This is a genomic window from Promicromonospora sp. AC04 (assembly GCF_003058225.1).
In the GTDB taxonomy this organism is placed as follows: Bacteria; Actinomycetota; Actinomycetes; order Actinomycetales; family Cellulomonadaceae; genus Promicromonospora.
In genome coordinates, this window is the sequence record NZ_QBUG01000004.1 from 103,794 (window position 1) to 119,107 (window position 15,314).

The 15,314-nt window shown below is 66.0% G+C and carries 16 protein-coding genes; 3 read left to right on the forward strand and 13 right to left on the reverse strand.

The genetic code is table 11. The annotated features are described in order from the left end of the window. The 7 genes from C8K30_RS12080 to C8K30_RS12110 form a co-directional block, all read right to left on the reverse strand. Complete coding sequence (locus C8K30_RS12080; protein WP_108493162.1) at positions 1-1,071, reverse strand: ferritin-like protein; 1,071 nt, start codon at positions 1,069-1,071, stop codon at positions 1-3. 4 nt (positions 1,072-1,075) lie between these two features. Further along, positions 1,076-2,932 (reverse strand): FAD-dependent oxidoreductase, encoded by a 1,857-nt coding sequence (locus tag C8K30_RS12085; RefSeq protein ID WP_108493163.1) that lies wholly within the window; start codon positions 2,930-2,932, stop codon positions 1,076-1,078. A gap of 61 nt (positions 2,933-2,993) precedes the next feature. After that, positions 2,994-3,899, reverse strand: a complete 906-nt coding sequence (iolE, locus tag C8K30_RS12090) for a myo-inosose-2 dehydratase (RefSeq protein WP_108493164.1) — start codon at positions 3,897-3,899, stop codon at positions 2,994-2,996. 37 nt (positions 3,900-3,936) lie between these two features. Further along, positions 3,937-4,560, reverse strand: coding sequence for a TMEM175 family protein (locus C8K30_RS12095; protein WP_233257148.1), 624 nt, complete (start codon positions 4,558-4,560; stop codon positions 3,937-3,939). Between the two features lie 74 nt (positions 4,561-4,634). After that, a complete protein-coding gene (locus C8K30_RS12100; RefSeq protein ID WP_108493166.1) occupies positions 4,635-6,290 on the reverse strand; it encodes an alpha-keto acid decarboxylase family protein in 1,656 nt (551 codons plus the stop codon). A gap of 32 nt (positions 6,291-6,322) precedes the next feature. Next, positions 6,323-7,150 carry an MBL fold metallo-hydrolase gene (locus C8K30_RS12105; protein ID WP_108493167.1) on the reverse strand — a complete coding sequence of 276 codons (828 nt, stop codon included), beginning with the start codon at positions 7,148-7,150 and terminating at the stop codon, positions 6,323-6,325. Positions 7,151-7,190: 40 nt separating this feature from the next. Further along, complete coding sequence (locus C8K30_RS12110) at positions 7,191-8,204, reverse strand: sugar phosphate isomerase/epimerase family protein (protein WP_108493168.1); 1,014 nt, start codon at positions 8,202-8,204, stop codon at positions 7,191-7,193. 489 nt (positions 8,205-8,693) lie between these two features. Here C8K30_RS12110 and C8K30_RS12115 point away from each other — a divergent pair, with 489 nt between their 5' ends. Both C8K30_RS12115 and C8K30_RS12120 read left to right on the forward strand, forming a co-directional pair. Further along, positions 8,694-9,080, forward strand: coding sequence for a DUF1622 domain-containing protein (locus C8K30_RS12115; protein ID WP_233257149.1), 387 nt, complete (start codon positions 8,694-8,696; stop codon positions 9,078-9,080). Positions 9,081-9,277: 197 nt separating this feature from the next. After that, on the forward strand, positions 9,278-10,165 hold the full coding sequence (locus tag C8K30_RS12120) for a hypothetical protein (RefSeq protein ID WP_108493169.1): 888 nt from the start codon (positions 9,278-9,280) through the stop codon (positions 10,163-10,165). Positions 10,166-10,603: 438 nt separating this feature from the next. Here C8K30_RS12120 and C8K30_RS12125 read toward each other — a convergent pair whose 3' ends face one another. The 6 genes from C8K30_RS12125 to C8K30_RS12140 form a co-directional block, all read right to left on the reverse strand. Beyond that, positions 10,604-11,236 carry a hypothetical protein gene (locus C8K30_RS12125; protein WP_108493170.1) on the reverse strand — a complete coding sequence of 211 codons (633 nt, stop codon included), beginning with the start codon at positions 11,234-11,236 and terminating at the stop codon, positions 10,604-10,606. A gap of 93 nt (positions 11,237-11,329) precedes the next feature. Beyond that, the gene (locus tag C8K30_RS30305; protein WP_146197451.1) at positions 11,330-12,109 is read right to left on the reverse strand and encodes a hypothetical protein; all 780 of its coding nucleotides are present in this window, start codon (positions 12,107-12,109) and stop codon (positions 11,330-11,332) included. Beyond that, positions 12,106-12,516 carry an NUDIX hydrolase gene (locus tag C8K30_RS12130; RefSeq protein ID WP_108493171.1) on the reverse strand — a complete coding sequence of 137 codons (411 nt, stop codon included), beginning with the start codon at positions 12,514-12,516 and terminating at the stop codon, positions 12,106-12,108. The genes C8K30_RS30305 and C8K30_RS12130 overlap by 4 nt, the downstream gene beginning before the upstream one ends. 80 nt (positions 12,517-12,596) lie before the next feature. After that, on the reverse strand, positions 12,597-13,592 hold the full coding sequence (locus C8K30_RS12135; protein WP_146197452.1) for a hypothetical protein: 996 nt from the start codon (positions 13,590-13,592) through the stop codon (positions 12,597-12,599). Between the two features lie 618 nt (positions 13,593-14,210). Continuing rightward, positions 14,211-14,378 carry a hypothetical protein gene (locus tag C8K30_RS30690; RefSeq protein ID WP_158280993.1) on the reverse strand — a complete coding sequence of 56 codons (168 nt, stop codon included), beginning with the start codon at positions 14,376-14,378 and terminating at the stop codon, positions 14,211-14,213. Positions 14,379-14,489: 111 nt separating this feature from the next. After that, entirely contained in the window at positions 14,490-14,948 is a 459-nt protein-coding gene (locus C8K30_RS12140; protein ID WP_146197453.1) for a MarR family winged helix-turn-helix transcriptional regulator, read from the reverse strand. A gap of 80 nt (positions 14,949-15,028) precedes the next feature. Between C8K30_RS12140 and C8K30_RS12145 the strand changes: the two genes are divergently transcribed. Then, entirely contained in the window at positions 15,029-15,310 is a 282-nt protein-coding gene (locus C8K30_RS12145; protein WP_233257150.1) for a hypothetical protein, read from the forward strand. The last annotated feature ends 4 nt before the right edge of the window (positions 15,311-15,314 follow it).

Below are 15,314 nucleotides of genomic sequence, written 5' to 3' on the forward strand. Positions count from 1 at the left end.
TCAGGCCACCTCTACCGGGGCGAGGCCGCGGAAGACCGGGGCTGCATTGACCCCCGGTCGGCCGGGCATCGGGTTGCGGATGATCTGCGAGGCGAGGTCCCTGATGTGGAACATGTCGACCACGGCCGGCAGCAGCAGGTCCGGTCGGCCGTTGAAGGCCTCGGTGAGCCGGGTGAGGAAGTCGCCGTACGCCCGGCTGAAGGCCGTCACGGCGTCCTGCAGCTCGCCGGGTTCCGTGTAGTGGTCCAGGGCCGAGTCGGGCACCACCGGGTAGACGGCGTCCCAGTCCACGTCCAGGGCCGGACCCGTCGGACTGCCGGCCTCGTCCCCGGGCTGGTAGTGGCGGCCCAGGAGCAGCTGCTGGAACCGGTAGTAGTGGGCGAGCTCTCCTTCCTCGTCGAAGATCCCGCCACCCAGGCCTTCGCCCTGCTCGCTGATGACGCGCAACGCAGCGGCGGCCGACGACGCGTCGGTGACCTCCACGATCGCCGCACCACCGGAGTAGTAGTAGGCAGGCCCGACCTGACGGGCCGGGTCGCCACAGAACAGGCCTTCGCCCATCTCGTGGTGGAGTCGCTCGAGCCCCTCGCCGATCTCGGCGTAGAACTCCCCGATGCTGAAGAAGTGGAGGCTGTCCTCGTGAGCGTCCACCGCGGGCAGCAGGGCGCCGGCGGACCGGTCACGCGACACGAAGCGGGAGTCGTCCTCTCCTGCCACGGCTGGCCGCTCGATCTTCAGGAAGGTCTCGATCGTGTCGCGGGAGAAGGCGCGCGTGCCGACCTCGAAGTCGTCCTCGCCGTCGGGCAGGCGCGCGGGGTAGACCGGCACGAAGCTGTTCGCAGACAGGTCCGGGGTCCCTCCCACGGCATTGAGGATGTTCGCGGACAAGGTCAGGTGGAGCATCTCTTCGACCGCGACGACCCGGATCACCCGGTAGGCATCGGCGTTCGCCGTGGGATGCATCGAGTAGAGCGCCGTGAGGTACGGCGGGATCGTCGCGTGCTCCAGCTGCATGGCGACATGTAGGTACTGTTGCAGGTCCTCGACGGTGGCGATTCGGCGCAGGCTCATCAGGTCATCCCTCGATCGTGACGGACGGGCGGGTGGTCAGCTCGGAAACGATGTGGTCCGCGGTGCGGAACGACAATGCCGCCAGCGTGAGCGTCGTGTTGGACGTGCCGATGCTCGGCATGCTCCCCGATCCGACGAGGTAGAGGTTCTGGTGGTCCCAGGACCTCTGGTGGCTGTCGACGACGGAGTCGTGGCTAGCCGTGCCCATGATGTGGGTGCCGGACCAGTGGTTGCCGCCGCGGATCACGTAGCCGTCGCCCTGGTGGGACACGAAGCCGGGGTCCAGCGGGTCGTAGTGGGTCCTGTCCTCGACGCCGAGCCGCTGGAACAGCTGACGCGAGACCCGGCGGCTGACCGCGACGGCGTCCATCGTGTAGTCCGGCAGGGAGTACGAAAGCACCGGGCGCAGGTTGCCCAGCGCGTCGACGTAACGACCGTCGACCGTGATCCGGTTGCTCGGCTCCGGCGGCAGGTCGATCATGAACGACAGCATCAGCTGGCGGGAGATCCGGTCCGCCACGCGCCGCCGCAGGGCTGTGCCGTAGGCATTCGCGTCGTCGACGAGCTCGATCAGGTCGGTGTACGGCGACCCTGTGGGCCAGGACCAGCCATCGTTGTGGATGCTGACGCGCATCGCGGCGTGGCGGGTGCGGAAATCCCCCGAACGCAGGTCCTCGATCCCCGAGGTGCACTGCGAGCCACGCATCGTCCCCGCGACCTCGGGCAGCAGGCCCCAGGTCAGCAGGTAGGCGTGGTCCATCAGGTTGCGGCCGACGAGCCCGCTGCTGCTCGGCAGGCCGGAGGCCAGCAGCAGGCGAGCGTTCTCGACGGGGTTGGCAGCGAGCACGTAGGTGGTGGCGCGCAGGGACCCGGTGACGTGCTCCGGCGACGTCGTCGAGCCGTAGGCCTGGTAGTCCACGTGGCTGACCTGACCGTCCGCACCGACGTGCACCTGGGAGGCGACCGTCTGCGTGAGGATGTCGACACGGCCCGTCCGCACGCCGAAGGAGAGCGTCTTGCGGGCGCTGTACTTGGCCTGGACCGGGCACAGCGGCACGCAGTTGATGTTGCCCTGGCAGCGGTCGCCCTGGTCGACCTGGTGCGTGCTCACCGCACCGACGGGCACGTATCCCTTGCCGCCGTCATAGGCGGGGTTGGGGATGCTGTTGCGGGACTGGGCGGTGGGGCGCACCAGGATCGTGCGTTCAGTCTCCTCGAGCTGCACGACGGTGCCGTCGAGGTCTCGGGCGATGATGGTGTCGAGGTAGGACTGCGGCAGGCTGTGCATCGGGAACACGTAGTCCGGTGGGAACGTGATGCCGTAGAACGTCTGGTCGGCTACGTCGGCGGACACGCCGAGCTCGCGCTCCGCCTGCTGGTAGTACAGCTCGAGGTCGTCGTACGCGATGGGCCAGTCGCGCCCCTGCCCGAAGCGGGTGCGCATCTGGAAGTCCTCGGGGAGCATGCGCAGGGCCTTGCCCTCCCAGTGCATCGTCGTGCCGCCCAGCACCCGGGTGTAGGTGCTGTCCATCTCGTACGGACCGTTCTGGATGAGATAGCTCGTCGAGTCGGGATGCCCCGCCTGGAGGCGCCTCACGTCCGGGGAACGCGGCATCGGCGCGTTCGGGTTGACCTCGTAGGCGGAGTTGTTGTCCTTGGCGGCCGCACCGTAGAACCGCGTGAGGTGCGTCTCGTACTCCGCTACCGACAGCTCCTCCCCCGGGCCGGCCTCGACGATAAGCACCTGGAGTCCGCGCTCGGCGAGCGATCGGGCGATGATGGCCCCGCTGACACCCGAACCGACGACGAGAACGTCGTAGTCGGTGCGCGCTGCGGCGGCGTGGTCGATCGGAGCTGGCATGAGAGGCCTTTCTTGAGAGGCTGAGCATGATCAGGAGATGTCCTCGCGCACCGTGGCCACGTCAGAGCCCTGTCAGGTCTGCGATGTGGCGGCGTGCGAGACGGAACGCCTCCAGCGGGTGCGCGGTGGCCGGGTCTTGTTCCGCCTCCACCACCAGCCAACCCGTCCAGCGGTCGTCGGCCAGCCTCTGCAGAATCGGGGCGAAGTCGATGCAGCCTTCCGTGTCGCCCGGGACGGTGAAGATGCCCTGGCGCAGGGCGTCCCAGAAGCTCAACGCCTCCTTGCGCATCCGGTCCAGCACCGGCTGGCGGAGGTTCTTGAGGTGGACGTGACCGATGCGTCCCTCGTGCCGAGCCAGGACGGCCATGGGGTCGCCTCCCCCGACCAGCAGGTGGGCCGTGTCCAGGAGCAGCCAGGTCTCGCCGGCGACGGTGTCGGTCATCAGGCGGTCGATGTCCTCGGACGACTGCACTCCCGTGCCGGTGTGGTGGTGGTAGTTGATGCGCAGGCCGTGATCGGCGGCGATCCGGCCCATCTCGCCCAGTCCGCGGATCAGGTCGTCCCACTGCGCGTCGTCGAAGACGGGCCGGTTCGCCAGGGCCGGGACGGGCTGCTGGTGGACGGCCCTGGTCACCTCGGCGACGTAGACGTCCTGCAGGCCGATCGCGGTGAAGAACGGGATCTGGTCGCGGAAGGTCTGCAGGGTCTGCTCGTACGCGCCCCCCTTCGAGGCGAACCACGTGGAGACCCAGCCCCCCGAAGGAGCCAACCCCCGCACGTCGAGGGCGGCCCTGAGGGTCGCGGCGTCCTTGGGATAGGTGCTGCCCAGCTCGGTGCCCTCGTAGCCCGCGAGTGCCATCTCGCTGATGATCTGGTCGAAGGACGTGCCGGCGCCTAGCTCTGGGAGGTCGTCGTTGACCCAGGCGTTGGGCACAGCGGCGAGGCGAACGGTTCCGGAGGCAAACATGTGTCCCTTTCGAAGGATGGGTGGCCGACCTCGAACTTCATTGCGATCCCTCCATGGAGGCGAGCGGCCCGGTGCGGTCGAGACGTGAGCGAGTCTGGAAGTGCCAGCCACTCCAGGCGGCGAAGACCACGAACTCCGCCAGGAGAACGCCGACCGCGAGGTACGGCTGCACGAAGGCGAGCAGGACCGAGGCCGTCGCGACTGTCGGCAGCACGTAGAGGTGGTGCGACCGGTGACGGCTCAGCACCGTTCTGGACTGGTCGGTGTGAAGCAAGTACGGCCCGCGCAGCACGTGCCGGGCCAGCAGACCGACGCTGAGCGACAACAACCCGACGTTTCCTGCGAAGACGATCGTGGACCAGGGCTCGGCGATCCGCTCGGTCCCGATGAGGTCGGCCGAGAAGGGCACGAGGGTCACCGCGCCAAGCACGCAGAAGTTCAGGGCCAAGGTCCCGACGTGACACTGCTGGAGCCGCGCCGTCACCGCGTGGTGCACGAGCCAGAAACGAGCGATCAGCAGGAAGCTGATCAGCCATGCGATGAACACCCGTCGGTCGTTGCGCATGAGCGCGAGGATGGACTCGTCTGTTTCCGGCAGCTTCAGGTCGAGCGCGAGGAGGGTCAGCACGATCGCGAAGACGCCGTCGGTCAGAGCGTTCATCCGCTCAGGCTTGAACTGCCCCTCGACGGAGGCGTCCCCCTTCAGTTGCGAGCCGTCTTCAACCTCAGGTTCCATCACGTCTTCTTCCACTCGGCGTTGACCGGAATGGACTTCTCATTGATGACGACCTGAATGACGGACGGGCTGCTCGTGTTGGCCAGTGCCCCCCGGACGGCGTCGTCGAGCTCGCCGTACGTCGCGGCCTTCCAGCCTTGGCAACCGAAGACCGCGGCCAGCTTGCTGTATTCCCAAGGGTGCAGGTAGCAGGACTCGTAGAAGGGCTTGTCGGTGCGGAAGACGGTCGGGTCGGCGAGCCACTGCTCGACGCCATACACACCGTTGTCGATGACAAAGATGATCGGGTCGAGGCCGAAGCGCGTCTGCGTCGAAAGGCATTGGGCGCTCATCTGGAAGCCACCGTCACCGGCGAAGACCATCACCCGTTGCTCCCTCCGCTTGGCCAGGCAGACGCCCGTCGCCGCCGGCGAGATGTAGCCGATCGACGAGTACGACGGCTGGGCGAAGAACGCTCTGGCGGTGGGGACCCTCAACAGCAGGCTGCCGAAGTAGTTCAGGCTCGCGTCGCTGCCGACGATCGTGTTCTCGTCGACGTAGCGCGGGATGAAGTCGTAGAACCCGGGATAGGTGATCGGGTCAGCAGGATCCGGTGGGGCGGTGGTCGGTGGCGTCACTGCTGGGAGCGGCGCCGCCTCCCGTGAGACGCCACTCGTGATCAGGGCGTCGATGGCGTGGGCCAGCGCGACCTGGGCCCAGAAGGAGGTGCCGTACTTGACGGTGTCGAACGACACGAAGGCCGTCTTCTCGAACTTTGGATTCCAGCCCAGGGTGTTGAGATCTGTCAGCCAGACGCCCAGTGCCAGGACGAAGTCGGCCCCCTCCACCAGGCTCTGGACCTCTGCGGAGGACGCCTTCCCGTCGAAGACGCCGGCGAACAGGGCGTCGTCCTCGGCCACGACCGACTTGCTCAGGAGCTCGGTGACATAGGGAATGTTCAGCTGCCGCAGGAGCATCGCGGCCTGTTCGTGCAGGCCGAAGCGGTCGACCTCGACGCCCACCCAGATCAGCGGGTTGCTCGCCTTCTCGAGCATCGCCGTGATCGTCGCGATGGACTCCTTGAGGTCGGCATCGTCGGACATCGTCCGGGCCGGCCTGAGTTCGCCCTGCGGCGGTTCGCACTCCAGGTCGACCATGTCCTGCAGGAGCTCGATGTAGACCGGACGTCGTTCCGTGATGCACTGCGTGAGTGCGTAGTCGATCAGCATGCCGGCCAGGTCGGGATTGTCGACTCGCACCGCAGCAGCGGTCAGATGCTCGAAGGCCTGCATGTCGGTCTCGCGCCCGCTGATGAAGTGATGCGCGCTGAAGCCGGTCTGTTCAAACGCCAGGGTCTTCTTGATGTCCGGAGTGCCATTGATCAGGACCACGGGCACTCTCTCGGCGTAGGACCCGGCGATGGCGTTCGCCGCGCTCAACGCGCCGGCGGAGTAGGTGACGCAGAGCGCCCCTACTCCGTTGATGCGGGCATAGCCGTCGGCGGCATAACCGGCATTGAGCTCGTTGACCTCTTCGATGACCGTGATCGGGCTCGGGCCCACGTACCCGTTCACCCACCGGATGGAATAATCGCCGGCGATCGAGAAGAGATGGCCCAGCCCCACCTGGTGGAGTCGGTCGACCAAGTACTGCCCGACCGTGTAGGGATCGCTCATGCTTCGGAACCTCCGTCGATGGTGGCAAAGGATCAGTAACTAGCCGCGCCGCCGAACAGGCGCGGCAGATAGATGTCGAAGATTCCGGGACACCGGCGTTCGGGATAGCGCGCGAGCATGAAGTCCTTGAAATCAGCGCCAGTCATTCCGTCGGCGACCGCCGCAGCGGCCGCGGACAGATATTCGATGTTCCGAGCGACCTCGTTCTTGTCCGCCGGGAGACCATGACCGGCGAGGAACAAGTCATGGTCCTCCGTCAGCAGCTGGCTCAGGACGCGGATCCATCGGTGCATGCCAGAACTCAGGTAGAGGTGCGTTCCGCTGTACAACAAGTCCTGTGCGATACACACGCCCAGCTCGGGGAGCTTGATGGTCAGGTGATAGTCGATCTCGGTGTCGGTCACCACGTCGAACAGGTAGCGGATCCCGTCGATGGTTTCCTCACCCGGCCGCACGATCCCGTCGGGCACGACAATGACATCTGGCGCGAAGTCGCCCATCTTCCAGTGGTCGCCCAGAGAATCTTCGCCGTGCTCTTTGAGGAAATCGACGGTCTCGGCCAACGCGAAGACGGGCACGTCGCGAAAGGCGGCTCCCAGCCCGAACCAGTGGTCGGGGTGGCGATGCGAGAGATACAGCCTCTCGATCGGCTTGCCCAGGGTGTCGGCATACTCGCGGAAGCGTCGGGCATACGGCGCGAGGAACTGGCCGTCGACCAGGACCAGCTTGGTCGGGCCCTCGATGATGTGCGTGGCGTTGGCAATGTTGTTGTCCAGGAACGAGGAGACGAAGGTGTGGACGCGGACATCAGCGGAGCGTCTCGCCACCACGATGATGGGATCCGACAGAGCGTGCGACACGGGTGGACCTCCGAGCCTGCGTTGGGAGAGCGATGGACGGTCACGGGTGCTGGGCGACCGCGGCGAGCTGTTCCTGCAACGTGGTCAACGCGGTCGCGGCGACGTCATAGGCGCTGCCATACGGCGTCGGGTCGTCCTCGCCCGGCCGCCAGAACCGACCACGCGACATCCGCATGGAGCTGTCGAAGGGCGGGACCGCGTTGAAGACCTCAACGAGGTACGGGCCGCGGAAGACCGGTTCGAGCTCCCGCAGCAGCAGGTCCCACGGGATCCAGGCGTCCCCCACGGCGCCCCGGTCGGGCGCTGAGACGTGCACGTAGTGCAGTCGGTGCTGCGCAGACGCGCGCGCGACATTGCGCCGGAAGCTCTGCGGGCCCTGGCTCTCCATGACGACCTGAGCGGTGTCGAGGGCCACGCCGGCCGGCCGGCTCTCGAAGCTGTCGAGGAAGTCCAACACCTCGGAGACCATGTTCGGCCCAGGTGTCTCCCAGCTCTTGACCGGCTCGATCGCGAGCGTGACGTTCTTCGTGACGGCATGCTCGACCAGCTCCGCAAAGCTGGACCGCGCCGTCACATACCGTTGTGCCATCCAGTCCTGCAGCGCATCGCTCCAGATCGGCTCACCGTCGTCGGTGACCGGGAAGACCCCGTAGGGGTAGAGGAACGGCCCTGACATGATGGCGGCGTCACCGCCCAGGATGGCAGTGATGTCGACCCGGGACTTGAGATACGCGAGCGCCTGCGCGCGTTGCTCCTTGTAGGGCGAGGTGATGTCGAACCCCTGCGTCGTCCCGACGTTGGTGGTGAACGGAACGTCGCCCACGCCGGCAAGGTCGAACCGATTCTTCAGCTCGACGTAGCTTGCGACCTCCAGCGCGTGATCGCCGCCGACCGGCTGCGGCGCGATGTGCACGTCGAAGCCGGTGTAGCCCATGTCCTTGAGGGCTCGGCAGTGTTCGATCAGGATCCGGCTGTAGGCCTCGTCATCCGGACGGAGGTCGGCAGTGAACATGAAGAAGCTGAAGTAGATGTCCCGGGAGGACGTCGTGGTCATACTCGCTCCCTTGCTGTCTCAAGTTGCCGGCTAGGAGCCGAAACTTGTCACGCAGGTAGGGGGTAGGCCTTGATTCGCACGAGCCAGCGGGTTCGTCTGGACGGGGCCTGTTCGGCCTCGGCCATCAGCCAGCCCTCGTAATCGTTGTCGGTCGACATCTACGTCGGAGGATCCACAGGATCGGGACGAGGTCGATAGAGCAGTCCCTGGGTGAAACTTACGACCACGCGCTCCACACAATTCCCGTTAAGGTCCCAGGCCGCAACCGCAAGGCTCCCTCGGCCATGCTGAGGCAGTCATCGACCCCGGTGCACGCCGACGCCGGCAAGACCGAAAAGAGAGCCACACGAAATCAGCTGGTGAACAGCCGTGAGGCGATCATCCCGCCGGCCGCCTGGACCGCGTCTGACCGGACGCCGGTCCAAACGGAATCGCCTCGTAGCCGCAAGTCGCCGTGGGGATTCGGCCCTGACGTGAAACGCTCGGCAGATGGTGGAGATCAGCTTTGACGACCTGATGGAAGCGGTCGTGCGCGGCTTCGAATTGGGCGGCGTTGCGGTCTTGGTCGTGGGGTCAGTGGCTGCGTTCGTCTCGGCCGCCCTCTCGTACCGGCGGGTCGGAGGGCGCCGCGCCTACGAGGGAGCGCGTCGTAACCTTGGGCGCGTCATTCTCCTGGGCCTGGAATTCCTCATTATTGCCGACATTGTCATGACAATCACCATCGATCCCACACTCAAGAGTGCGGCCGCGCTCGGACTCATCGTGCTGGTCCGAACATTTCTTAGTTTCTCGCTCGAGATCGAACTCGAAGGTTCTCTGCCTTGGCGCCGAGGAGCCTCGAGACCGAACCCGAACGTGGCGCCGCGTTCGGGATGAGTCCTTGCCCCATTTCCGGACCGCGTGGTTCGAGTTCTCGTGGCGAGCCTGCGACCAGCAGAATCGTTGAAATGGCCCGGTAGAACGGGCATCTCCGCCCGGTGCCGGTACGGGTTCGCGTGCGAGGGGGGTATGCGGTGCAGGCAATCGGCCCCTCCCGCCCGACGGGCCGGACCGTGGAATGTTAGTTTCGAGAGGTGGCTGACGACGCGCCGCACGGCCCGCGAATTGCTCGTCCGGCGCGGTGGGCGCTGGGGCGGGTCGAGCGTTCTGGCGGGTTCGTCACCAGGATGACCTGGCATCTCGTCGACGGATCGTCGGTCCGGTGGGCGTCACGAGCCGTGCGCCGCCGGGGCCGGGTCGAGGTCCGGGACGCGAGCGGCGCCCTGACCCGGGTCGTCGGGGCGGAGCCCACGACCGCGGCCCGCCTGGCCAGGATCAACGTGGTCGCGGGCGTGGCCTTCATGATCGGCGGGGCGATGTTCGCCCTGGGCCCGCTGCTGGCCGAGCTCGGCGTCGGCAGCGTCCGCGCCGTCGACACGGTCTACCTCGTGGGCGGGCTGTTCTTCAGCGCGGGCGGCTACGCCTCGGTGGTGCAGGCGTCGAACGTGCCCACCGACATCGACGAGCGCGGCACCCTGAGCGCCACGGCGTGGACGTGGTGGGCCTGGCTGCCGCGGCAGATCGGCTGGCTCAGCGTGGCCGTGCTGTTCGCGGGGACCCTGTTCTTCGGCGTCAGCCTGGTCGCCGCGTTCGCGTCCGGCCTGACGGCGCGGCAGTCCAACGGGTGGATCTGGTTGCCGGACATGCTGGGCTGCATCTGCTTTCTCGTCTCGGGGCACCTCGCCCTGGTGGAGGTCTGCCACGGCCGCATCGGCGTGCGGCCGCACGAGCTGGGCTGGTGGGTGGTGGCCGTCAACCAGGTGGGCTCGGTGTTCTTCTTCCTGGCCGGGCTCGCGGCGTTCACACGGCCCGCCACCTCGACCGTGGTCGACCTGGGCCTGGTCAACTGGGGCACGTTCGTCGGGGCGGTCTGCTTCGTCGCGGGCGGAGTGCTGCAGCTCGGCGAACGTCCGGACCGCTGACGCCCCGCCGACATCTAACCCCCCAGCAAATTCGCTCGCCCTCCGGTCGACGGCATCCAAGGGCGCCTGGACGGTGCGCGGCTGGGCGCAGGAGTCAGGCCACTACCTCGGCACCGGAGCGGACAAGGCGAGCCTGGATCGCCTCAACGAAGGGTCTCCGACGAAGCGGGGGCCACCGGGGCCGCGATCCGGGGAAGTCGTCTCCTAGGCTACGAAGAAACCCCGCTCGACCGGAGCGTTTGCCCTGGTCAAGCGGGGTTTCCGTCTGTGGAGCTAGGGGGATTCGAACCCCCGACCTTCTCATTGCGAACGATGGGGGTCCGGATCCACTGGCATTTCAGGCCCGATTCTCCGAGTGCACGGGGTGCATCGGATGCGGGTGGATCCGCTCCCGGGGGACACCTGGGGGGCACGCCAACAGGGCTGGGCGGAGCACCGCTATGTGTCGTCAAGTGAGGCAGAAGCTTGTACGACCGCTTCGCCCAGTTCAGTTGCCCAATAGAAGGGGTCCCCGAAGGCACCGTTGCGGCTCCCAATCAGGCCAGTGCCCAACAGGTCTGACAGACACCAAGCCGCACGGTCCTCTGTGAGCCCCAAGGCGTCCGCGACGTGCTTGGCGATCCAGCCGCTCTTGCCCCTGGCACCCCGCATCGGATGAGTACAAACGTAACGCAGAACGCGGAAATGACGGGGCGTGAGGGTACTCATCGCCATGAGCGCCTGGTCTGCGTCGTGTACCGAATCGGACTCGCCTGAGGCTGACGCACGCGCTGCCTCCCCGAGCACCGCACCCATTGCTCGTAGCGTCTCGTCGTGTCCGTTCATCCCTGCCGCCCAGAGCACGCGCATGTATAACGGCATGAGGGCTGGATCCTGCTCCAGCAACTCTTCGAGATCTTCGCGGGAGCGGCCCGAAATCGATTCCGCCGCCTTGAGCGCCCGAGAGGTCAACCGCTGCCACTCCTCGCGCAGCCCGGAGGAGATCCAGCCCGCTATAGGACCGGCCCCAGGCAAGAGCGTGCCTGCAACCTCGCTCGCCGCATCGTCGACCGGATGACTGACCTTGCCCATTCAGGAACGATAGCGCCCCGCTTCGTCGCACGGCATCGAACTCCTGCGGCGGCAGCGTGCCCTTCAACTCATACCGCGTCGAGGCTGAACGCGTCATGTGATGTCAGACAACGCTTGCGCCAGTGGGCCGTCGCCCATATCCGGCGTCCAGCGGACAACCTTTGTCCGCACTCTCTCATCAACTTCTGGCGCACGCTCGCGCCGGTTTGTGAAGATAATCGGCCTGTTTGACACATACAGGACTGTCTGCCAATCCGCCAATCCAACAAGTCGTCGAGCCGAATCGACCACAATAGCTCGGCTCTGCGTGAACTTTATCTGCACAGCGATTTTGCCGTTGACGACGGCGTCGAAGCCGGAATCAATCAGTCCATCTTGAGCATCCATGGACTGTGCGACGCGGCGGAGCGCGGCTAGGACAGCACGCTCGTATCGGTGCGCGGAAGTGATCGCGAGAACCTCTTGCGGAACATTCGATGAGTCCTGGGCAGCTTCCTCCAGGATTTCCGTCGCGACGTCCGCAGCACTACCTGAAGCCTCGAACTGCGCATCCCCGCTCTTCACTCTTCGCATCGCAGCACGTTTCACCGCGTTGCTGAATTCCGCTTCGTTTTCCCCTAGCTTCAAGCGGCGGAGCGCCTGGCCACTAAGCGCCAAGTAAGCAAAGACCCCGCCGACAAGCACCAGAGCGACGCTTCCGGCCTCGCTGGAATTCACATAGACCGCAACCCCGCCGGCAACTAACCCTGCCGCAGCGACGACACCCGCGACGATCCGTGAGAAGCGGCCAAGTCCCTCTGTCTGCGAAGATTCGCCGTCTGGAGCGCTTCCTTCGCCCCCTTCTTCCTGGTCGTCATGAACCGGCCGACTCATCCGAGCACTGCCCCGAGATAGTCCTCGACCATGGGCGCGAAGCCGTAGGGCGCGTAGTCGCTGAATTGGTCCGGCGTCGCCCACGCGAGGTCCGAAAGTTCTTCGGAGTCGGCCACGTACGCCATGCCGCTCTTGACCTCGCAAGCCACATAGCCCATGAGCCGCCTGGTCTTCGGGTGGACCCGCTCGCCGAGCATCTTCATTGCCTCGACCGTGAGCCCTGCCTCTTCAGCGGTCTCACGCACAGCGGCCTCTTCGAACGTCTCGCCAGCCTCGACCGCACCTGCGGGGAACTGCCACGACAGCGCGCGCTCAGATGCGCGGCGCTGGACCAGGAGGAGCTTCCCGTCCTGCACGATGATCGCTGCCGCGATGGCGGGCTTCTCTTCCGTCACTGCCTCAGACATCCGTACCTCCCAGCACTTCGAGAATGGGGGCGAGTAATGGCGCTCTGGCCAGCGAGCATGCCTGCTGGCCAGGCAGGGTTTCAGGCGAGGTCGGTACGTGGGATCGGCCCAAGGGCAGTGAAAGTCTCAGACGGCCGCGAGCCCTCATACAGGGTGGCGGTAACGTTCTCCGCCGTCGTTTCCAACAGGGACGGCTGCGCGAAGGTGCTGACGGCGTCTAGAACTTCACCAATCTTAAAGTTGCGACGCTCCACGTAGATCCGCGCAACCTCCCGATGAGCTGGTTCGGGAAGTAGCGCATCGCTGGGCATCTTGAAGTCGCTTGCGACCAGCGCCTGGACAATTCGCATTCCTGTGTAGAAGACCTGCATAAAGCTGAAGTCGTGTGGAACGGGGCAGACCACGAGGTTCCGCGACTCGTCAAGACGCACCGCGTCCGACTTCCCCGAGGATGTCGGCACGATCCCGATCCGCAAACCCTCGGCCCCGTCGAGCTGTAAGCGGTTGATCTTCACTGACGCACCAACCCAGCGGTCAGGCTCGGCTGACCCGAGGAAGAGGTCTGCCTTCCAGAGACCCCGGATGCTGCGAGGAAGTTGGACCCGGCTGGTTGGCCGGTGGAACGCCGCAGCAAGCTGGTTGAGGTAACCCTGCAACTTGACCGGCTGGCCGCGTTTGCCCGAGAGTGCGCGGGACTCCGGGGTAATGAGTTCGCGCTTCGTCTCGACGAGCTGCTTTGCGCCCGTTTTCTCGATCGCGAACAAGATTGACGCAGGGTCGCCCTGAGTAATCTTCACCTTCTTCAAGGCAGTCGCAACCCGGTCGGTGATGACTTCCTCCTGTCGCATCACTGCGTCGTGAATCGCGTACTCGAACGCTACGCCGAGGTCGCCGTCACTGGCCTTCCTCACTCGGCCGAGGTCGGCGAGCCGCATGTTCTCCCGGCCGCCGTGGGGCTCAAGGTACTCCTCTCCGATGGAGTGAAGCAGGCCGACGATGATTGGCCGCGTGACAGCGACAAGGCCACTCACTTCATCAGCCACGGGATTGAGTTGACGCTCTTCACGGATCTCCACACGCCGATGATCACGCCGCGCTGGACGAAGCACCATCTCTCAGCGCACCAAATAGGGCGTGTTGCGCAAACTCGCCGTTGAGGGCGGAAAATGCGAGAGCTGTGGACCCCCCCGGAACCGTGCGGGCATGGTGTGACCACGTCGATCGGACGACCTCGGCATCGGGGCCTACAAGACCGGTCTGGATCGCCTCAACGACGGCCCGGGGGCACCAGGGGGGCACGACCCGCCGGGAACGGCGCCCAACCAACGAAGAAACCCCGTCTGACCGGAGCGTTTGCCCTGATCAGACGGGGTTTCCATGTGTGGAGCTAGGGGGATTCGAACCCCCGACCTTCTCGAAAGGGTTCATCCCGCTCCGCCGAGCAGAAAGGCTTTGGTTGCGATCCTTCGCTCGCCTGCGCGGACGGGGTCAGATCGGCGGAATCTCAACGATTCCAGCGGGTTGAGTCTAGCGCAGACCAGGTGGTCATGGGCGGTCGTTGGCGGTCGGCAGCGGTGGCCGAACCCGAGGCGAAACCGAGGCAGGAACGGGGAAAGCGCGGCAGAAGCGAGGCAGCGCCGTCGGCATTCCCACGCCCGAGAGCGGTCCACCGGCTGATGGATCGCTCTCCTGGTCTACCGCGCGAACTGGTGAGCCAGCCGGCGGGCTTCGATGTGGGACTCGGCAACGGATGCGGTGTGGAGATCGATGAGCTCGGCCATCGCGGGAACCACCGGCGCGAGCACCAGCTGCGGCTTGACCCCGTGGATCTGCAGGCCGAGGGTCTTGGACCCATGGAGCACGCGGTCCTTAGAACGGTCTGGAACCTCGCCCGCACGGGCAACGCCTACCACAACCTCGGCGCGGGCTACTACGCCCGCCTCTGCCCCGACCGCACCACAGCGATCTTCGTCTCAGAGGACAACCAGCTCGTCGCCCAGCAGCCGCTCCAGCAGCGGAGCGAGCGAGGCACGCTGCTCGTCGTCCAGTCGGGTCAGCATCATGCTCCCCGCGGACACCGCAGCGGCGATCTTGTCGCGCAGCTCGCGACCTTCGTTCGTCAGGGCGAGTAGCTTGACCCGCCGATCCGTGCCGGGCACCCGCCCGGCCAGCCCTCGCTCTTCGAGCTGATCGGCCAGCGACGTGATGTAGGAACGGTCGCACTCCAGCCGTTCTGCCAGCTCACTCATCGGTGCCGGCTCGTCCAGCATCGCCAACGCCCGAGCGAGATGCATCGGTAGCCCAAGCGGCGCCACAGTGGAGGCGAAGTCCGCCTTCGCCCGCTCCGCCAAGGTCACCAGCATCTGCGACAGCCGCCACGCCTCCACCAGACGCGCCTCATGACTCACTAGGGCAGCTGCAGCGTGATCCACGCCGCCAGCATAACCCTCCTACGTCAATAGTTCAGTCAGTCAAAGATTGCCCGGGCCGCTGTGGCGTATCACGCCCATCGTTGCTGCCCGAGGAGGAGTTTCAGACTGTCCGCGAGGGCTTCGGCACCGATCTCAGCACCGGCACCAAGCTCATCTACATGCTCGAGGGCGCGATGGACTACGGCCACAGCCGGTCCGTCTATGGCCTCACTCCCGGCGACAAGCTGCAGTTCGACGGCGAAGGCGCGCACGGGCCCGTCGCGCTGGTCGAGCTGCCGATCCGGTTCCTGTCTCTCATCGCGTTCCCGGACGCGATACCCGTCCAGACGCCCATCGCGGCAGCGGGTCGCCGGTTCATGTGACCCC